The 19,068-nt window shown below is 69.6% G+C and carries 8 protein-coding genes; 4 read left to right on the forward strand and 4 right to left on the reverse strand.

Annotation, left to right across the window (positions count from 1 at the left end; genetic code table 11):
- Positions 1–530: 530 nt before the first annotated feature.
- The 3 genes from ABZW30_RS12650 to ABZW30_RS12660 all read left to right on the forward strand — a co-directional run bounded on the left by ABZW30_RS12650 (position 531) and on the right by ABZW30_RS12660 (position 2,748).
- The gene (locus ABZW30_RS12650) at positions 531–1,382 is read left to right on the forward strand and encodes a replication-relaxation family protein (RefSeq protein ID WP_355671078.1); all 852 of its coding nucleotides are present in this window, start codon (positions 531–533) and stop codon (positions 1,380–1,382) included.
- Positions 1,383–1,672: 290 nt separating this feature from the next.
- Complete coding sequence (locus ABZW30_RS12655; RefSeq protein WP_355671079.1) at positions 1,673–1,936, forward strand: hypothetical protein; 264 nt, start codon at positions 1,673–1,675, stop codon at positions 1,934–1,936.
- 8 nt (positions 1,937–1,944) lie between these two features.
- Positions 1,945–2,748 (forward strand): helix-turn-helix domain-containing protein, encoded by an 804-nt coding sequence (locus ABZW30_RS12660; RefSeq protein ID WP_355671080.1) that lies wholly within the window; start codon positions 1,945–1,947, stop codon positions 2,746–2,748.
- A gap of 67 nt (positions 2,749–2,815) precedes the next feature.
- Here the strand turns inward: ABZW30_RS12660 and ABZW30_RS12665 are convergent, their stop codons facing one another.
- The 3 genes from ABZW30_RS12665 to ABZW30_RS12675 all read right to left on the reverse strand — a co-directional run bounded on the left by ABZW30_RS12665 (position 2,816) and on the right by ABZW30_RS12675 (position 16,889).
- On the reverse strand, positions 2,816–3,502 hold the full coding sequence (locus tag ABZW30_RS12665) for a DUF402 domain-containing protein (RefSeq protein WP_355671081.1): 687 nt from the start codon (positions 3,500–3,502) through the stop codon (positions 2,816–2,818).
- A gap of 1,121 nt (positions 3,503–4,623) precedes the next feature.
- Positions 4,624–5,238: a hypothetical protein gene (locus ABZW30_RS12670; RefSeq protein WP_355671082.1), complete on the reverse strand. Its 615-nt coding sequence runs from the start codon at positions 5,236–5,238 to the stop codon at positions 4,624–4,626.
- Positions 5,239–5,273: 35 nt separating this feature from the next.
- On the reverse strand, positions 5,274–16,889 hold the full coding sequence (locus tag ABZW30_RS12675; RefSeq protein ID WP_355671083.1) for a LamG-like jellyroll fold domain-containing protein: 11,616 nt from the start codon (positions 16,887–16,889) through the stop codon (positions 5,274–5,276).
- Between the two features lie 345 nt (positions 16,890–17,234).
- On the opposite strand from ABZW30_RS12675, the gene ABZW30_RS12680 reads away from it, so the two are divergent.
- Positions 17,235–17,774: a hypothetical protein gene (locus ABZW30_RS12680; protein WP_355671084.1), complete on the forward strand. Its 540-nt coding sequence runs from the start codon at positions 17,235–17,237 to the stop codon at positions 17,772–17,774.
- A gap of 138 nt (positions 17,775–17,912) precedes the next feature.
- Here the strand turns inward: ABZW30_RS12680 and ABZW30_RS12685 are convergent, their stop codons facing one another.
- A complete protein-coding gene (locus tag ABZW30_RS12685) occupies positions 17,913–18,980 on the reverse strand; it encodes an integrase core domain-containing protein (protein ID WP_355671085.1) in 1,068 nt (355 codons plus the stop codon).
- Positions 18,981–19,068 lie beyond the last annotated feature (88 nt).

Genomic DNA, 19,068 nt, shown 5'->3' on the forward strand with positions numbered 1-19,068 from the left:
CGATTGAAGCGTCGGACCTGCCTCTGCTCGTCTCATCGTCGATCTGCACGACGCTGTGCACGTTCAGCTGTACTTGGGTGTGCGCGTTCACTCGCGATGCGGTGGCGGCCCGGATTCCGGCACTGACCTGCCCGTTTTCCCGCATCCGGCGTGAGAGGGCCGGTAGGGGCAGCGGAGGGGGAAACGGCAGGGGGAACGGAAGTGGTCCGGCAAACTCACCAGGGCCACCAAGGTATTGGTGAGTTTCCTTGATGGGCCACCAAGGAAACTCACCAGGCCACCTTGATGGCCATCCCAGCAGGTCAGAGGCGTGCCGATCCGGCCGACAGAGGCCTCGGGATAGGGACTGGTTGGCGGACGGGATTACGGACCGCATTTCGGACCGGCGAGAACGTGGGATACCTTGATAGCGGGAGTTATCAAATCGTTATGAAAGACCAACGTTGGTGGACAGAAATCCGGTGAGTTTCATGGGGTTCCATTCTCCGAGCGCGGGAGATGCCCGCGCCTCGGAATGAGGGAGCACCTACGTGCACGGGGATCTGGAGACCGACCACGACGTCCTGGTGACGCTCGCCCGCTTCACCCTGGCGACCGCCGAGCAGCTCCACCAGCTCCACGGCGGCGCAGCCGGGATCAAGCAGACCCAGAAGCGCATGGCCCGGCTCCAGGCCGAGGGGCTGGCGGAGTTCGTGACCCTGCCGCAGGCCGGCCGTGCGAAGGCCTGGCACCTCACCGCGGCCGGCTCTGCCGTGACGGCCACCTTCCCCGAGGTTCTGCGTCCGAGCGTCCCGGTGCCCGGCTCGGAGAAGCCGGCGGTACGGCACGGGCGCGAGCACCTGCTCGACGTCGGCCGGATCCACGCCGCCTTCGTCGCCGACGCCCGCACCCGCGGCGAGGCCTGCGGCCCGCTCGACCTCGTCCCCGCCCCGGAGCTGCCCGCCGGCGACGAGGTGTACCGGCCCGCCGCGCACCTCGCCTACACCGCCGGCTCCGGCGAGGAGCGGCACCGGCTCCGGGCGTTCGTCGAGCGCCACCGCCCCGGTGTCGGCGACGAGCAGACCGCGGCGCAGCTGGCGGCATGCGCCGGGGTGTGGGAGCAGGCGGGCGAGGGCGGGGCGGGTCGGGCGTGGGAGCGGCGCTGGCGGTCCTTCCCACGGCTGCTGGTGGTCCTGGTCGGCACGGCGGCCGCCGGGGTTCGCCCGGCGGTGGCGGACCTGCGCCTCGCCGCCGAGGAGAACCCGGCCGTCGCCGAGATGCTCGCCGCCGTCCCGGCCGGCGCCGCCCGCATCGAGGACCTGGTCCAGCGCGGACCGGCCGCCCCGATCTGGCACCCGCTCGGCGGCCGGGGCGGGCGGGCCTGCGGGTGGACGGAGCTGTAGCCGGGTGGAGCCCTTCAGAGCCCACGGTCAGCTGGGGCAGATCTGGCGACTACGCACACCATCGTGCCAGTTCAGAGTGCACAAAGAGCAGCCGTGAGCGCGGACATCGGGTGGAACGTACGTAGGCGGATCTGAATCAATCCCGCCAACATATTGGCGCGGCCAGGCGTCTGCGCGAGAGGGTGGTCTGGCCGCAAGGAGGCACTCGGCGCCCGCCGATCCGAAGGTGGGACGACGTCCCTGGCGGCTCTTCAGATTTGTCCTCCCTCTTCGACAGGAGTTCCTTCCGCATGTCCAAGCCCAGTTCTGTCCGCCTGTCCTGCGTCAACCTCTGGGACCGCGCTCGCGGGATCCTGGCCGGTGCGCCGCGCCGCCTGGTGCTGGTGGTAGTCGTCCTGCTCGCCGCCGCCATCACCGTGGCCCTCGGCGTCCCGGTCGAGCGCGTGGTGGCGGTTCTGGCCGTGCCGCCTGGTGCCGTGAAGCTGCTGGACCTCGCCGTCAGCCTGCTGTCGGGCCGTCGGCGCCCTCGTACGGCGGCACCGACGGTGGGCTGAGCACGGCCATGGGACGACCCGAGAAGCCCATCGCGGCCGACGCCTTCGTCGAGCTGCGCCGGCTGGCCCACCACCTTCGGAAGCTGCGCGCCGACGCCCACCTGAGCTACCGCCAGATCGCCGAGCACCCGGATAGCAACGGCTACTCCGTGGCCACATTCCAACGAGCGGCCGCCGGGGTGACCGTCCCCACGAAGGAGGTCACCATCGCGTTCGCCAAGGCTTGCGGCCACGACGCCAACACAGCTCTGCGGCTGCGCCGCGATGCCGCCCGCGCCACTGCCCGGGCCGCCGAGCGCAACCTTCCCCGGCGCATCACCCCTGGCGCGATCTTCAGCCTCACCGACTTGCGCACCGCAATGCGCTACGTCCGCCTGCAGGCCGGCCGCCCCTCCAGCCGACGCCTTGAGGCCGACGCCCCACCAGGCCACCTCCCGCACACCACCCTCGACCGCCTCCTCGACCCTCGTAAGAGGCCTCGTCTGCCCAGCCGTCAGCTCCTCGAAGCGTTCCTCGCCGCCTGCGCCGTACCCCCGCCGCGTAGGAAGGAGTGGATGGCCGCGTACCAACGACTGGCTGACCACCCCAGTCTCGGCGCCCGGGCCCTCGCGCGCATCGCTCGCACTCACGGCGACGGCACCCCCTACCGTCCGTCCTGGCAGCTGTCGCAGCTCCACGACAGGGGCGAGGAGGAAGCCCTGCGCAAGGAGAGGAACCAGCAGTTCAAGGCGCTTCGGAAGACCTGGAAGGCCCCCGACGACCTTGACTGGGCCAACGACTACGGCACCGGCGAGGACGAGTACATCCCCTAGGCCTCACCACCGCGCACAACCGCCGACTGGCCACAGGAGCACGGCCTCGTCCGACCCCGGATCCGAGTCAGCCCGGATCGGCCTGGCCAGCTCCGCCAGGCAATACGGGCACCGGCCAAACCGGGTCCGGCGTCCACGCGGGCCACGGCTCGGCGAACGGGCCGGCGCGGTCCTGGAGGAGGCCGAGGGCGCGCTCGCGGGCCTGCTCGACCGCTCGGTGATCCGCGTCGGTGATGAAGCCGAGGCGGCGGCCGTGCGCGTACTCGTCCTCGTCCTTCCACGTCGCCGCGGACAGGTCGGGCTCGACCACCAGGTCGACGAGCAGGTCCAAGGTGTCGATCCCGATCCGGGTCCGGACCGCCGGGCGCTCGAAGTTCACGTACAGGCGCAGCGGCTCGCCCGCCGGGGTCTGGAAGTGGTGCAGGAAGAACCACTGGCCCTCCTCGAAGCGGGAGCGTAGGACGGTGTGCTGCCAGGCCCACGGCTCCAGCTCCCAGGTGCCGGCCGCGAGGTTGGCCAGGCCGTCCTTGCGGGAGGTGTCGTCGCCGGTGCGCAGCGCCGTGGTCCAGGTGGTGGGTGCGAGGGAGCGGATGCCCGGCCAGTAGGCGAGTTCGAGGACGGTGCCGGTGTCGGTGTCGGTGTCGGCGAGGGTCCGGTAGGGCTGGGCGGACCACACCTTGCCCGCGTGGATGTCGCGGCGCACGACCGTGGCGCCGGACTCGAACCGGGCGCCCGGCCCGGCGGGGTTGGTCACGGCCGGCCCCAGGTCCGGCAGGCAGGCTCGTGCCAGGTGGTCCTCACGACCATCCCGCCCGGGGTGAGGTGTTCGCTGGACCAGGTCCGGCAGCACCCGCCCGCGCCATGCGGTCGGGCCGGGGCCAGCGGCCTCGCGGTGCGGACCGGAGCAGCGGGTGCGGGGACGGCGAGCGCTGCCGGACGGCGCCGGTGGCGCCTGGTCGAGGGTGTCGTCATGCCGGAGGCTCTGCCCACCGCGCCGTCCCGCCGAACCTGGCCACCACCCGGACAGCCCAGCCCCGTCCGTTCTCACCGGCCACCGACCTGCACCGACACCCGAAACTCACCGGCCGGAGCCCCGGAACTCACCGGCGGGTGGCTGCCCAGGCGGACAAACTCACCACCGCTCCGGGGCGAAACTCACCAGCCGCCAACGAAACTCCCCGGTGCAGGTCACAGCCGCCGGGCCAGGGGCAACACGGAGTGCAACACGCTCCTCCCGGCCCGGGTCGCCGAGGATTTTCGCAGGTCAAGAGTGCAACGCGGTCGCGTTGCACCCCGTTGCGGCTACGGCCGCCGCTCAGGAGCGGCGCCACCAGGAGCTGGCGTTCTTCGCCCTGGCCACTTCGGCGGCCGCGGCTTCGGCCGCGGCGGCGGACCGCTCGGCCCGCTTCCGGTCGGACTCCTCCTTCTGGCAGGCCGTGCACACCAGCTCGCCCCAGCTTCGCCTCGCAGCGGGTGCAGGCCGGGCGGCTCGCCTCCCGCTCGCTTGCTCGCGGGCGCGGCGGGCAGCGGCCGCGGCCTTCTCCGGACGCGGCCGACACTGCACACCGACCCCTTGTCCGCGGTCTGACGCCGCCCCTTGTCCCGCCCCTTGACCAGCACGTTGTCCCGCCCGGTCCACCCCTTTCATCGCTCATCTGCCTTCTCTGGCGGCCGAAGCCGCCCTCGGCGGGGCCACGATCGGCCCCTGTCCGCACCGCACCAGCGAGCGCGGGCAGGTGACCTCCCGTTCGGCCTTCGGGGCGGGTGGACCCACGTGGACGACCACATTAATGAGCGGAGCAGGGAGTCACCCTGCCGCGTTCTCCAACCATCCGAGGACCCCAGCAGCCCAGCCGTTAACCAATGTTCGTGGGCTCACTGCCAAATCTGCTTCGACCAGTCACCCCAAAAGCGATAAGCACGGCCATCACCGACCGGCTTCATCCCACCGGGCACAACGTCCCCATGGTACGGATACTGCTCCGTCACCGCCGCCAGCAGGAACTCCAGGAAGCCGCCCTCGAACAGGTCCCACTCCCGCATCGAGTCGAACTTGGCAGCGACCGGCCACCGGTCCGGGTCCGGGCCCCGCATCAGCCAAAAGAACTGGTCGGAGCTCCAGTTGTTGCCCCACTTCAGAAGCCCGCCCTCGGCCGGGAACAGCGGATACGGGCACTCGTCGTAGTCCCCGTCCCGGTAGGCCTGGGCCAGCATGGCACAGTACCCGTAGGGATCCGTCGTGTAGTACAGGAATCCCGCGAAGCCGAGCGGCTGCTCGGTCTTGGAACTGGGCGCCGCCGATGGTGCGTAGATGTGCAATTCGTCTCTGATGCTGACCATCCCGTACCGGTCGACGAACGCCCGATAGTCCGCGGGCAGCTGGAAGCCAATCTCCTCGGGCCCGAGCTCCCACGGGACCGGGACCACTCCGTCCGGGGGCGGCGGCCCGATCACCGCGCCGAGCCGGTCCAGCATCTCCTCGATGTTCATGTCTACTCCTATCAGCCTCCCGTTCCCGCCGGAGGCTAGTTTCCGAGGTTCGCATATCCGTTGGAGCCATACTTCCCGTTGTCCACGACCGTCCGATCGGAGTCCGTGCGCAGCCCGGTGTTGGCGTCCCAACCGTAGAACCCCATCCCCCACCCGTTTGGGATGGTGCTCCTGTCGTTGTTGTACTGCGGAAGCACGTCGTACAGCACAGGGCCCTGGGGCATGACCTTTTCGGCTTTGGTCTCGAACGTCCGCATGCTGTTGGTGATACTGCCGCCGGTCCGCTGGTTGGTGTTGGCCCCCTGCTGGAAGCACGGCGTCAGGTTCCGCTCGTCCGCCGTTCCGCCGGCCATGCGCGGCACGGAGTGGCAGCGGGCGAGATCAGACCTCGGAGTGAACTTGAGGGCGGTCGCCCGCGCCTGGGCGTCGATCCAGCCCCGGATGTCGCCGGCCCCGGTCGCCGACTGCCCCCTGCTGGAGCTGGGCTTCCCTTCGAGACAGGCGTTGACTCCCGTGTTACGGCCCTGGCTGTCCGACGGCAGGTAGTCAACCCATCCGCCACCATTCAAGGGCACAGCCCCCGACGGCTTCAGGTCCTCGCAGGTAAGGACGCGCCGGTTGCCGCTCCCCCCGGGGCCCGGGTTGGTCGGCCCAGGGTCGGGCAGCGGAAGCGGGATCGGCCACGGACGGGTCGGCGGAGCCGGGTTGGGCGTGGGGGCGGGCGCGGGGTTGCCGCTGCCGCCGTTGATGAGGTTGTAGACGTCCTCGCCGAGGTCGATCAGGGCGTCGGTGCCGGCGCCAATGCCGGAGCCGACGAGGGTGGCGGTGCCGACGACCACCGGGGTGCCCACGACGGTCACGGTGGTGACGAAGGCGGTGCCTACAGTGACGACGGTGTCAGTGAAGAAGTCGATCAGGCTGGGTTCGGCGTGCGGGCGGTCGTTGTCGTTGATCGGACGGGTGTCGGTCGGGGGCTTGGGCCTGGGCAGCGTGGGGCCAGGCGTGCGCGGGCCAGGGCGCTTGTGATGCGGGCCCGGATTGCTCCGGCCGCCGCCTCCGCTTCCGGAGCCGCCGCGGCCGGGGAGCAGGCCAAGGCTTTCGATCGGGCGCAACGGCGGTGGGGCGAACGTCATCGTCGTGCTGTAACCCTGGTAGGTCCAAGGCTGTGGATCATCATCGCCCCCGGCCCAATCCGAGCCCGCGAAGTCCTCCGGATGCGGCCCCCACTTCTTGATTGTCCGGTCCCGGTCCTCGGGAGTCTCATCGGGGATACACACCAGCGGGATGCGCCAGGGCACGAAGTGTCGAAGGATCTCGCAGGGACTGTGCCCCGACGGGTCCATCGAGTCGACCGGGTCGCCGTTGCCGTAGGTGAACCGGTTCCCCTGGATCGACGGGTTGGTGCCCAGCTGCCAGGAGTCGCGGGAGGCGAAGGTGCCGCTGCCGGGGCGGTACCAGCGGGCGGCCATATTGACGTCGCCTGAGGCGGGGTCGGTCCACCCACCCTGGTAGCCCAGCGAGTTGGTGGCTCCGGTGCTCGCCGTGGGCTTGCCGAAGGGGTCGTAGGCGGTGGAGCCGGCGACGCTCTTCCCGGTCGGGTCGATGGTGGCGACCACGTCGGTGTGTTGGTCGCTGATCACCAGGCGAGGATTGGGCGTTGCGCCTGTGGCCGCCGTGCCGAGGAGCCTGCCGCCAGGGGTACGGGTGTAGCTGGCGGTGCCGTCCGTGACCAGGTTGTTGGAGCCGCCGTCGTAGGTGAAGGTGGTGTTCCCCGCCTGAGCGACGCGGTCGGTCGAGTCGTAGGTGTAGGTCGACGGTCCCTCCTTGACCATCCGGTCAAAGCCGTCGAACTGAACGTCCTTGGGCTGGGAGCCCTGGGCTGTACTGCCGGTCAGGGTGCCACGAGCCGAGTAGCTGTACGTCGTGGAGCCGTCGTTCAGCAGCTCGTTGCGCTCGTCGAACGTCGAGGTGACGCCCCCGGCCGAGGTCCGGTTGCCGGCCGCGTCCCAGGTGTACGCGGTGGCGGTGGTGCCGTTGTTCCAGGAGGTGAGCCGCCCGGTCAGGTCGTAGGCGTACTGGTTGGTGGCGGCCCCGGCGGTGCCGGTGGTGGTCTTGCTGGTGATGCGATTGTTGGGGTCGTAGCCGTAGCCGATCGAGGCGACGGTCGTCCCGTTCGGGTTCTTTACGGTGTCGTCGCGCAGGCGGCCGAGGTTGTCGTAGCCGTAGCTGCGGGTTCCGCCGCCTGTGCCGTAGCGCTCGGTGGTGAGGCGGCCGGCCGTGTCGTAGTCGTAGCCGACCGTGGCGCTGGTCAGCGGGTCGGTCGCGCTGGTGACTTGACCGGCCGTGTTGTAGCCGAAGGAGGTGGTGCCCGCCGCGTCGGTGCGGGCGGTCATCCGGCTGTCGCCGTTGTAGCTGTAGTTGCTGGCGCCGCCGGGGCCGACGGAGGTGAGCAGTTGGCTGCGGTCGTTGTAGGTGTAGATGTCGGGGGTGGTGCCGGGGGTTCCGACGGATATGAGGTGGCCGGCCGCGTCGTAGCCGAGGGTGCGGTTCGGTGTCGCGACCTCGGCGCCGGTGGCGGTCTCCTGGGTGAGGTTACCCGCGCCGTCGTAGCTGCGACGGCGGACCACGCCGCCCGGTTCGGTCAGAGTGACGGCCCGTCCGGCGGCGTCGTAGCTGGTGGTGAACAGGCCCTCCGCGGCCGTCGGGTGAGCTGTGGTCGGCGGCTCGACGGTGGACTCGGGGAGCCCGAGGGAGTTGTAGGTGTAGTAGACCGGGACGTTCTTCCCGTTGGTCCAGCGGGTCTTGCGCCCACCCGCGTCGTATCCGACCGAGGTGGTGATCGTCTGCCCTGCGGCGACCGGTTCGACCTGCTGAACCGGCAGGCCGACCGGGTTGTAGCTGAACTGCCGTGCGTGCGCGGTGATGTCGGCGCTGTTGGCCACCTTGTCGGTGGCGGTGAGAACGTTCCCTTCCAGGTCGTAGGTGGCGTACTGGGTGGCCACGGAGGCCCCCGTGGTGTCCAGGTCGGTCGTGCTCAGCGTCCGCCCGAGTCGGTCGTAGCCGGTGACGGTCGCGGTGCCGTCGGCCTTGGTCACCCGGCTGGTCCGGCCGAGTCCGTCGTAGGCGGAGCGGACGGTGACGCCTGCCGGGTCGGTGGCGCTGAGCACCTGGCCGACGGCGTTGTAGCTCGCCTTGCTGACGGCGCCGCCGGGCGTCGTGGAGGTCAGCTGGTTGCCCGCGTCGTCGAACGTGAAGGTGGAGGTGTAGGCGGCCGCCGCCGGGTAGCGTTCCAGCTGGGTGCTGGTTATGCGCCGTCCGAGGTCGTCGTAGGTGGACTGGCCGACCGCGCCCGTCGGGCCGGTCGTAGCGAGCAGTTCACCGTCGAGGTCGAAGGACTTGGTGACGGTCGGGGCGGAGACACCTCCGCTCGGCGGGAGGGTGGTCTGCACCACGTTGCCGAACTGGTCGTACCGCATGGTGGTGGTCAGCTTGAGGCCGGTCGGGTCGACGACGCTGGTGACGGGCCGGCCGAGTGCGTCGTACTCGATCGTGGAGGTCGGGGTGATCGTGGTGCCGGACTGCGGGTCGGTGTAGGCGGCGCCGGCCACGGCGACCTGGTGGCCGTCCAAGTCGTAGGTGTTGGTGACGGTGTTGCCCAGCGCGTCGACCTGGGAGGTCACCTGGCCGTAGGTGTCGTAGCCGGTCCGGCTGATCGGCCGGATCTGCTGCGGCTTGCTGCTGCGGCTGGTCGGGTCGTAGGTCTCCGCGCTGAACAGCGGGCCGGTGGTGAGGGTGGGCCGGCCGGCTTCGTCGTAGACGGTGGTGCTGGTGTACGGGACAGGGTCGGCGCCGGCCGCGTTGCCGTTCGGGCTGATGGTGCTGGTGCGCAGGCCGCGGCTGTTGTAGCCGTACGTCATCACCGAGTCGGCGGGCTGGTTCCGGGCGGTCTGCTTGAGCACGTTCCCGGTGACGTCGTAGGCGTAGTCCGTCTCGGTGGAGGCCGAGTTGGCGTCCGCGCTGCCGGTGCTGACCACGGTGGTCGGGCGGTTGGCCACGTCGTAGGTGTACGCGGTGGTGCGGTTGAGGCCGCCGGGGTCGACGCTCGTGCTGGCGACCCGGCCGGCGGCGTCGTACGCGGTGGCGGTGGTGGTCTTGCCGCCACCGGTCACCTGCTGGGTGAGGTGGCCCGCGTCGTCGTAGGTGTTCTGCTGGAGCACCACGTTGCGCAGGGTGCCGTCGGTGTTGTGGTATCCGTCGAGGTCGATCTCGGCGACGGTGTTGTCGTCGTTGTAGTAGGTGTGGGTGGTGCGTCCCATGGCGTCGGTGTCGGTGGCGGGGCGGCCGGCGGGGTCGTAGCCGCGGGAGTCGATGACCTGCCAGCGTGGTGCGGTCGGGGTGGCGCTGCTGCCGGTGTAGTTGGTCACAGCGGTCTGCTGCAGCTGCCCCATCGGCGAGTGGCTGTAGCTGTAGGTTGTGCCGGCCGCGTCGGTGCGGGTGGCGATGTTGCCGTAGTGGTCGTAGGTGTACGAGGTGGTGTGGCCGGCGGGGTCCTTGACCTGCTTGACCCGGCTGGTGTCGGGCTCGTATGTCCAGGTGGTGGTGTGCGCCGGGTCGCCCCCGGTGGTGTCGGCGACGGTCTGGCTGACCTGGTTGCCGTCGAGGTCGTAGGCGGTGGTGGTCTGCCGGGTGTGCTTGGTGCCGGTGACGGCGTCGGTGGTGTAGGGGTCGGTGCGGGTGACCTGGTTGCCCTGGCCGTCCCAGGTGTAGTCGGTCTCCAACGTCCGGGGTGCGGTGGGGCTGCCGCCGGGGCAGTCGTCGCAGTTGTACGCCTGGCTGATGGTGCGGCCGAGGTTGTCGTAGCCGTAGGTGACCTTGGGCCGCAGCGGGGAGGTGACGGCGGCGACGTCACCGTTGCTCCGGTAGGTGTACGTGGTCTGTTGGTCGGCGGGGATCTTGCCCGGGTCCGGGTAGGCCGCCGCGTCGAGCAGGCCGGTCTGGGCCCGCACCAGTCCGGCCGGGACAGTTCCGCCGTCCTGGGCCTGGGTGGTGGCATCGGTGCGCAGGGTGTAGCTGACGCGGCCCTTGGGGAAGTCGGGCGTGGCCGGGGCGGTGGTGGAGGTCAGCTGGCCGTTGGCGTCGTAGGTGTAGCGGGTGGTGTAGGTGGTGTCGCCGGGGCCCGAGGACCGGGCGTCGCTGGAGGTCAGGATCTTGTCGTTGGCGGGGTTGAACGGGTTGCCGGTGTCCAGGAAGTACGTGGCGTAGCTGGTCTGGCAGCTTCCGGCGCCGCGGCAGGTGGTCCGGGAGACGGTGTTGCCGCGGGCGTCGTGCCCGGTGGTGATGGTGTGTCCGTTGGGGTCGCTGACGGCGTAGAGGTAGCCGGCGGTGTCGTAGCTGTAGCGGGTGGTGTTGCCGTAGCCGTCGCTGCGGGAGAGCAGCCGGGAGGAGCGGGTGTCGTACTGGTAGGTCAGGTTGTAGCCGGTGGGGTCGGTGACGGTGGCGGTGGTGACCGGTGTGGCGGTGCCGCCGTCGCCCATGGCCTTGTAGTGGGCGGTGACGGTGGTGGCGTCGAGTCGGGCGCTGTAGTACGAGGCCTCAGCGATGTTGCCCTTGAAGTGGTCGGCGCCGCCGCCGGGCCAGCCCCATCCGGTGGTGGTGCCGGCTCCGAGGTAGACGTATGGGGTGCCGTTGAAGGTGATCTTGCGTCCGCTGGTGTCGGAGGCGCTGGCCTGTCCGTCGAGGTAGATGGTCTGGCCGCTGTCGTCGGCGGCGAGGACGACCTGGTGCCACTTGCCGTCGTTGACGGTCCGGTCGGAGGTCATGACGGCGCCTGAGCCCATCCAGAACTCGCCGTGGATGCGGCCGTCGGAACCGACGTACAGCGCCGGGTTCCAGGTATTGCCCAGCGGGGATCCGACGGGGAAGTCCTGGTAGCTGTACAGCGGGCCGCCATCCGTGGTCTTGAACCACAGCTCGATGCTGGCCGCACCGCGGATGGGGGCGGAGTCGGACGGGAGCTGGATCTGCGAGGTGGTGCCGTTGAACACGGCCGATCTCTGGTTGGGGTCGTTGGAGGGGCCGTTGCCGTTCAGCAGGACGTCGGTCAGGTTGCCGGTGTTGACGTCGGGGCGGGCTTCACCGAGCTGGCTGGCGGCGTACCAGGAGCCGGACGGGTCGTTGAGGCGCCAGTAGCCGACGGCGCTGTCCTGGATCTCCTTGGCGCGGTAGGCGCTCGCGGCGTCCATGCCGCCGACCACGGCGGCGGAGGTCGCGCGGTTGTAGTGGCCGGAGACCGTGTCACTGGTGAGCCGGTAGCGGAAGATCGAGAAGTCGGCGATGGCGCCGTTGAAGTAGCCGACCTGGTCGGATGGCGGGTTGGGCCAGCCGCCGCCGGTCCAGCCGGCGCCGAGGTAGGCGTACGCCGAACCGTTGTAGGTGATGGGCAGGGCCGTGGTGCTGGTCGCGGTGGGGGTGCCGTCCAGGTAGAGGGTCTGGCCGGAGCCGTCGCCGGTCAGGGCGACGTGGTGCCAGGCGCCGTCGGTGACGGTGGTGGACGAGACCAGGGCGTTGTTCGCCGAGCCGGTCCACAGGGCGCCGTAGAGCTTCTTGTCGGAGCCGATGTAGAGCGCCGGGTTCCAGCGGTCGGTCGAGCCGTTCGGCTTCCCGTCGATCGGGAAGGACTGGTAGCTGTACAGCACGCCGGGGGCGGTGGTCTTGAACCAGAGCTCGACGGTGGCCGCTCCCCAGTGCTTGGGCGCGGTGTTGGGGGGCAGTTGGACGTAGGCGTTGGTGCCGTTGAAGCCGGTGGCCGCCGAGGTGCCGGAGGCCCAGGGGCCGCTCTGGCAGCAGGTGGTGTTGTGGTAGCTGCCGCGGTTCTGGGCGAGCGCGGCCGAGGAGATCAGCTCGGTGGCCTGGTTGCCGGTGGTGTCGCCGAGGCGCCAGTAGCCGGTGGGCTTGCTGTCCACCACGGCGGCGTCGTACTGGGTGGCGTCGGCGGTGGTGGCGAGCTGGTAGAGCGAGGAGATGGTGGCGGCGCTCAGGCCGTGCGGGTAGGCGGCCACGTCGGCGAGCTGGCCCTTGAAGTGGCCTGCCCGGTCGGCCGGCGGTTGCGGCCAGCCGCCGGTGACGTTGCCTGCGCCGAGGAAGACGTGGTTGGTGCCGTTGGGGGTGATCGTGCCGTTGAGCGGTCCGGCGACGGGCGCGCCGTCGAGGTAGAGGGTCTGGCTGGTCTGGGTGTCCGCGGAGATCACCGCGAAGTGCCACTTGTTGTCCGTGACGGTGGCACCGCTGGCCAGGGTCGGCGCGGCATCGCCCATCCACAGCTGGGCGCGCAGCTTGCCGTCGCTGTCGACGTACAGGGCCGGGTTCCAGCGGTCGGTGGAGCCGTTGGGGGTGCCGTTGACCGGGAACGACTGGTACGAGAGCAGCACGCCTGCGCGGTCCGTACGGAACCACAGGGCGAGAGCGCCGGGACCGGTCTGCGGGGCGTAGGCGGCGGGCAGTTCCGCCCAGGACGTGCTTCCGTCGAAGGACGCGGAGCCGGTCGAGCCGGTCATCGGGCCGGACGCGCCGAGGTCGACGTTGGCGTAGTTGCCGTTGTTGGGTGTCGGCCGCGGTGTGTAGACCTGGTTGGCGGCCTGCACACCGGCGCCGTCGGACAGCCGCCAGTAGTCGGTCGGCCGGGAGCCCATGACGGTGCCACGGTACTCCTGGGAGGAGCCGGACACGGTCGGGTTGTTGAGCTTCCAGATGCCGCCGTTGTCGTCAGTGACCTGGAAGGCGCGGTCCTTGACGGTGTCGTAGGAGACGGCGAGCCGGGGCTTGCCAGAGGGCAGCTTCAGCCCAGACAGCTCGGCCGAGGGCTGGCTGCCGGCCTGCCACAGGGCCTGGACGGCCGGAGCGCCCAGGGTCCGGTTGTAGAAGGCGACGTCGCTGATGCTGCCGGAGAAGTAGCTGGCCCGGCCGGTGAAGTCACTGAACGGGCTGTCCTGCCACCAGGCGCTGGTGAAGCCGCCGCCGATGGCACCGGCGCGCTGCCCCGGTGCGATGACCGGGCCGGCCAGAGGAGTGCCCTGGGCCTGACCGTCGAGGTAGAGGGTCTGGGTGTTCCCGGCAGCCGACAGCAGCGCGAAGTGCCACTGGCCGTCGTTGACCGCCTTGTCCGACTGCATGGGGTTGGAGGAGCCGGACCAGAACTTGCCGTGGAGCTTTCCGGAGGTCCCGACGTAGAGCGCGGGGGTGTAGTCGCCCGCCGTCGTGCCACTGCCGGGGAAGGTCTCCGCCTGGTAGCTGAACAGCACGCCCGAGCCCGTGGTCTTAAACCAGAGCCCGACCGAGGCGTAGGACGAGGTGGACAACTCGGTCTGGGGCAGCGTCACATAGCCGGTGCTTCCGTCGAAGGTCGCCGCCGTCGCGGAGGCCGCCGGCCCGGGGGTGCCCAGGGTCACGCCGGTCGAGGAGTAGGTCGCGTTGTCGTTGCCCTGGTTCTCGGCGACCTCGCTGGCCGCGGTGCTGCCGGAGGCCTCGCCGAGGCGCCAGTACGAAACGGGGGCGGAGTCCAGGACGGCCGAGCGCATGTGTGAGCCGGGGTTGTACGAGTAGCTGCTGCAGGACCGGGCGGTGTTCCCGCCGGTCGCCGGGGCGCAGACCTGGTCCAGTTGGTCGGGGTTGTTGGTGTTGTAGGTGTAGGTCCAGGTCTGGGCGGTGTTCCAGTCCGTCCCGGTGACGGGGTCGGTGTTGACCTTCGCGACGTGCCGGTTGCCGGCGGTCCACTCGAAGTGCAGCATTCGGCCTGAGGAGGTGTCCTTCACCGTCGTCAGGACGCCGTTGCCGTAGTTCAGTTCCTGGGTGCGGCCGAGCGCGTCGCGCACCAGGGACAGGGCGTAGCCGTTGCCCGAGGCGGCGTGGAACTCGTAGCGGGTGCCGTCCTTGGCCATCAGGTCGAAACCGGTGGCGACCTTGCTGAGGGACTGGAACTCGCCCGGCGGTGGCGTGTACAGGGTGCCCTTGTTCGGGTCGGCGCCGAAGCGGGCGGCCCGGCCGCTCGCGGTGGTGAGGACGACGGAGTCGGTGCCGTCGTTGTCGGGCTGCACCCGCATGTCGAAGTTGGAGGTCCAGCCGCTGCCGAACAGCGTCGAGGTGCGCGGGTCCAGGGAGTTGTAGGAGCGGTTGACCGTCAGCGCCGGTCCGATGCTCTTGACGTCGGCGTCGGTGGCCGCGGTGGTGTAGTTGCCGACCTTGGCGTCGAAGGGGCGGCCGGCGCCGTCGCCGACGGCGCCACCGAGGTGGGAGGTGATCACCGGCTGCTGGACCTGGGTGGTGAAGGAGACGGTGCCGGACAGCGGGCTCTCGCCGATGCCGTCTCCGACCTTGGCGTTCCACAGGTAGCTGGTGTTCCAGGCGAGTTTGCCCGTCGGCACGGCCCACGAGGTGCTGGGCTGCCAGCCCGACTCCGCGATGAGCTGCGGGTCGCCCGACGCCGGGTTGGTGTAGACGCGGAAGTCGTAGGACAGGCCCGTGCCGGGGTAGTTGTCCGGGTCGTGGCCGGTGGCGTAGAGCTGCGGGGTGAGGTTGCCGACCACGGTGTTGTTGGGCGGGGCCAGTGCGTCCAGCTGGGGCGCGGTGTTGGCCCCGGTGACGGTGCTGCAGTGGCCGAACGGTATCGAGTAGGAGTCGTGCAGGGATGTGGTCCCGCCGACGTACCCGTCCCAGCAGAGGTAGTAGGACCGTCCGAGCGGCAGCGGAGGGATCACGCCGTTGACGGTCACGGAGTCATAGGTCTTGACCAGCCCGGAGACTCCGGTGAGCGGCGCGTTGAACCACTGCTCGTTCCAGTTCGCGTCGAAGAAGCGGGCCTTGACCTGCATGCTGTTGGAGTTCCACCAGTTGGCCGCCATGTTCGTCAGGGTGACCTGCTGGTAGCCGGGCGTGTTGTAGGTCGGCGGCATGTAGCTGTCGGCCGGCGCGTAGGTCGCGGCCCAGTCGCTGTAGACGATCGAAAGGTAGGGCGGGTAGGCGCTGCTGGCGCTGGAGAACTTCTTCCAGTCGTACGAGCTCGTGGTGCTGGCCGTCAGCGCGAGGCCATAGTTGGCGCCGCCCCGGGCCCAGCTCTCAACCAGCTGTACGCCCGCATCGGTGTGAGTGTGGCCCAGTTCAATGGGCTCCCACTTCGCTCCGCCGCAAGTGTCGCCGGCGGAGAAGCTGGCGGTGCCCAGTTGCTGGCCGATCGACACACCGGGGTAGGTGTTGATCGTCGCCGGATCCCAGGCGCTGGTGATCTGGTTGACGTACACCGGGTGCGGCGAGCACTCGTAGGAGTGCGTGTTGTTCAGGTTGAGGGTGACGGCGTGCAGGTAGTCGTTCTTCAGCGCGTCGAACACGCCGGGAAAGTAGAGGTAACTGTTCACCTTCGAGACACCGTCGGAGGTGCCGATCCGCAGCAGCGGGTCGGTCGAGAAGTTCGCCGTCTGGTCGGAGCGGACGAAGGTCGACTGGCCGACGCCGATAGACGTGGTCGACGGGTCAACGGTGACCGGGAAGACGCGCTTGGGATCGTGCAGCCAGGCCTGGTCCAGGTCCATCTGAAGGGCGGGAACGCCATTCTGGTCGACCAGACGGTAGGTGACACCGCCGCTGACCACTCCGTCGCCGGAGGCCGGGTCGATCTTCGAGTCCATCATGAAGCCGCGCGGAATCGTCAGCCGCACCGTGCCGGAGGCGTCCTTGAACTGCACCTCGCCGCCCGGCCCGATCGCCGGGGTCAACCCAGTGGCGTGCAGCGGGAAGACCCAGCTGGTCGGGGCGGTCGCATCGTGCAGGACCAGGGATTCCTTGACGCCCTGAGCAAGGCCGTTGTAGACGACATCACTCGCGGGGCGCGCGAGCGGATACGTCAGGGTGTCGCCCTGGACGACGCCGCGCACCGGGACCGCACCCTCCAGGCCGTAGGACACCGTGTGCCCCGCGTCCAGGGACCAGCTCACCAGCGAGGGGTCGTCGGACTTGACCGCGAAGCTGGTCTGCTGGCTGTTGGCCGCCTCGGCCCAGCGGCCGGACCGGTCTTGCGAGAAGTTGGTGTTGATGTCGTCCCAGCTGCCGTCGGCCTTCTTGAAGTGCACGGGCCGGGGGTAGACGCGCAGGGTCTTGGTGCCGTCCGGGTTCTGGTAGACCGAGGTGCTGTCGGTCCGGGCGCCGGTGACCTCGGTCCCCTCGGCGGGAAGGCCCGGGGAGCCGGCACCGGTGGCCGCGTCGTTACGGGCCTGGAGGTCCTGGGCCGAGGGCGCCGCGGCCTTGGCGCTGCGGTTCTTCGCGCCCTTGTCGTCCTTGGTGTCGTTCTGCGGCGCGGCGGTCTTCGGCTTCGCCGCATCGCCGGACTGGGGACCGGGCTTGGCATCGCCGGGGCGGTGTTCCAATGACGGCGGTGGGGTGACGGCCTCGCCCTTCACCGGCGTCCTGGGCTGCCCGTCGCCGGAGGGGTGCGTGGTGGTGTCTCCCGGCACCGCCTTGGTCTCAGGCAGTTCACCCGGGCCCGGCTGGTGCGCGGACTCCCCGGGAGCGCCGCCGTCCTTCCTGGTCTGGGCGGACGGAACCGTGTGACTGCCCTGGCTCGGGTCGCCGCTGACCTGCTGCGGGGTCTTCGGCGTGGCCGTCGGCACCGGGGCTTTGGTCGCCGTGAACGCGCTCGCTTCTTGCGTGCCAAGGGCAAGCAGAAGCGCCAAAGAGGTGATGAGTGCAAGCAAGCGACGCACGGCAAGTCCTTCAAAGGGCAGGCGAAACGACCGACTCTCCCCCTACGGCGATCGGTCCGCACCCTTCCTATCGGTCATCAGTGCGACACGTACAGCGAGGAATTGACGAAACCGTGGCGGCTTTGTGCAAAATAGGGACATGATGTGCCGAAATGATCTTAAGAAATTTTTCATCTTCTTTACTGAACAATGGAAACCGCCGGGCGAGACTTGACCGCGCCGCCGCACATCACCCGCCAGGAGAAGCCCGACATGACGTTCCACCTCACCCCCCGCTTCCGGTGGGTGCTCGGGCTGACCGCGGCACTGGTCGTCGCGGGTACCGGCGTCGGGATGCTGCTCGCGAGCGGGAATGACGGCGAGTCCGCCCGTCCAGCCGCCGTAAGCCCCTCCAACATCGCTGGGCGCCGAACGGCCTGCCTCACCGGCGATGCCACGGAAGCGGCGAGGCGCACGGACACCAACGCGATCTGGTCAGGTCTTCAGGACGCCTCCCAGCAAGGCCAGCTGAACGTGCAACAACTCTTCGTCCCCGCAGCCACCGCCGACCAGGCCCTTCCCTACCTCTCGGGACTCTCAGCACAGCACTGCGACCTCGTCGTCTCCATCGGAACGACTTTCGGTCAGGCCCTGGAAACGGCAGCCAAAGCCAACCCGCATACCCGATTCGTTGCCGTGACGACCGACGGGCAGCCCACACCAGGCGGAGTTGCCACGGTCACGGGCAGCGACAACGAGAAAGCCGCCGAGATCCGACGCCGCGCACTCGACCTGCCCACCTCAAGGAACTGACCGGCAACGAAGCATCTGAGCCATGGATGCCGCCAAGTACATGGTCTGCCTGCGCTGGAGCTTCGACCCACAACTCGTCGACGCCCGTAGTGCTTCGAAATGGCTTCACCGGTTGTGATCTGGGGCTTCGCCGAATGGTCAGCTTGCTCGGTGGTACTCGTTGATGAGGCCGGTGACGGCTTGTCGGTGTTCGATCCGGGCTGTCGGGATGGGGATGACGTTCGGGTCATCGAGCGGTGCGAGCTGGTTTCGTCCCTGGTGGGGCCGATGACCGTTGAAGTGACGGGCGTAGTCGTGGAAGATCTTCTCCGCGTGTCCGCGGTCGAGGATCAGCAGGCGGTCGGTGCACTCCTGGCGTACTGAGCGGATGAACCGCTCCGCGTGCGGGTTGCAGTTGGGGCTGCGTGGAGGGGTCTTGGCGACGGTGATGCTCTCGCTGGCCAAGACGGCGTCGAAGGCGGCGGTGAACTTCGCGTCCCGGTCCCGGATCAGGTGGCTGAAGTCGGCCGCGCGCTCGCCGAGCTGCCACAGCAGATGGCGGACTTGCTGAGTGGCCCAGGCAGCGGTCGGATGGGCGGTGACGCCGAGGATGTGAACGGTGCGGGTGCGGACCTCCATGACGAACAGGACATACAGCCGCTGCAGCGTGATGGTGTCGAGGTGGAAGAAGTCGGTAGCGAGTAGACCGCTGGCCTGGGTCTTGAGGAAGGCGGCCCACTCCCGGCGCGCCGTGTGCCGACGCGGTGCGGGGCCGAGGCCGGCGGCGCGCAGAACGCGGCGGACGGTGGCCGCACTGACCTTGTGGCCGAGCCGCCGTAGCTCCCCGTGCACGCGCCGGAATCCCCACCGAGGGTTCTCGGTGCCGAGCCGGACGATCAGATCGCGCAGCTCGTCAGGGATGTGCGGGCGGCCCGGAGCGGGCGGCTGGGTCCACTTCTTCTTGATCAGACGCCGGTGCCAGGCGAGGAGCGTGCGCGGTGAGACGATCCGGCGGCCTCGCAGTGCTTGGGGCAGAAGTCGGGCGAGCGCGGCCAGCAACGCCCGGTCCGACCAGCCGGGCCTTGGAACGGCGACCTGTCGGCGCAGCACCGTGACCTCGTGCCGCAGGATGAGTATCTCCGCGTTCTTGGCCGCGGTGGACCTGCAGAGCAGGGCCAGCCATGCGAAGACTCGGGTAGCGAGCAGGTAGGTCATCCGTACGAGCACGAGACTGATCATGCCCAGTCAGCGGCTGGCGCATCGTCCGAGGTCAGCCGCAGTGAAGCGATTTTGGAGCACTACGGCTCCAGGAACT

The organism is Kitasatospora sp. NPDC004669 (assembly GCF_040609455.1).
Classification (GTDB): Bacteria; Actinomycetota; Actinomycetes; order Streptomycetales; family Streptomycetaceae; genus Kitasatospora.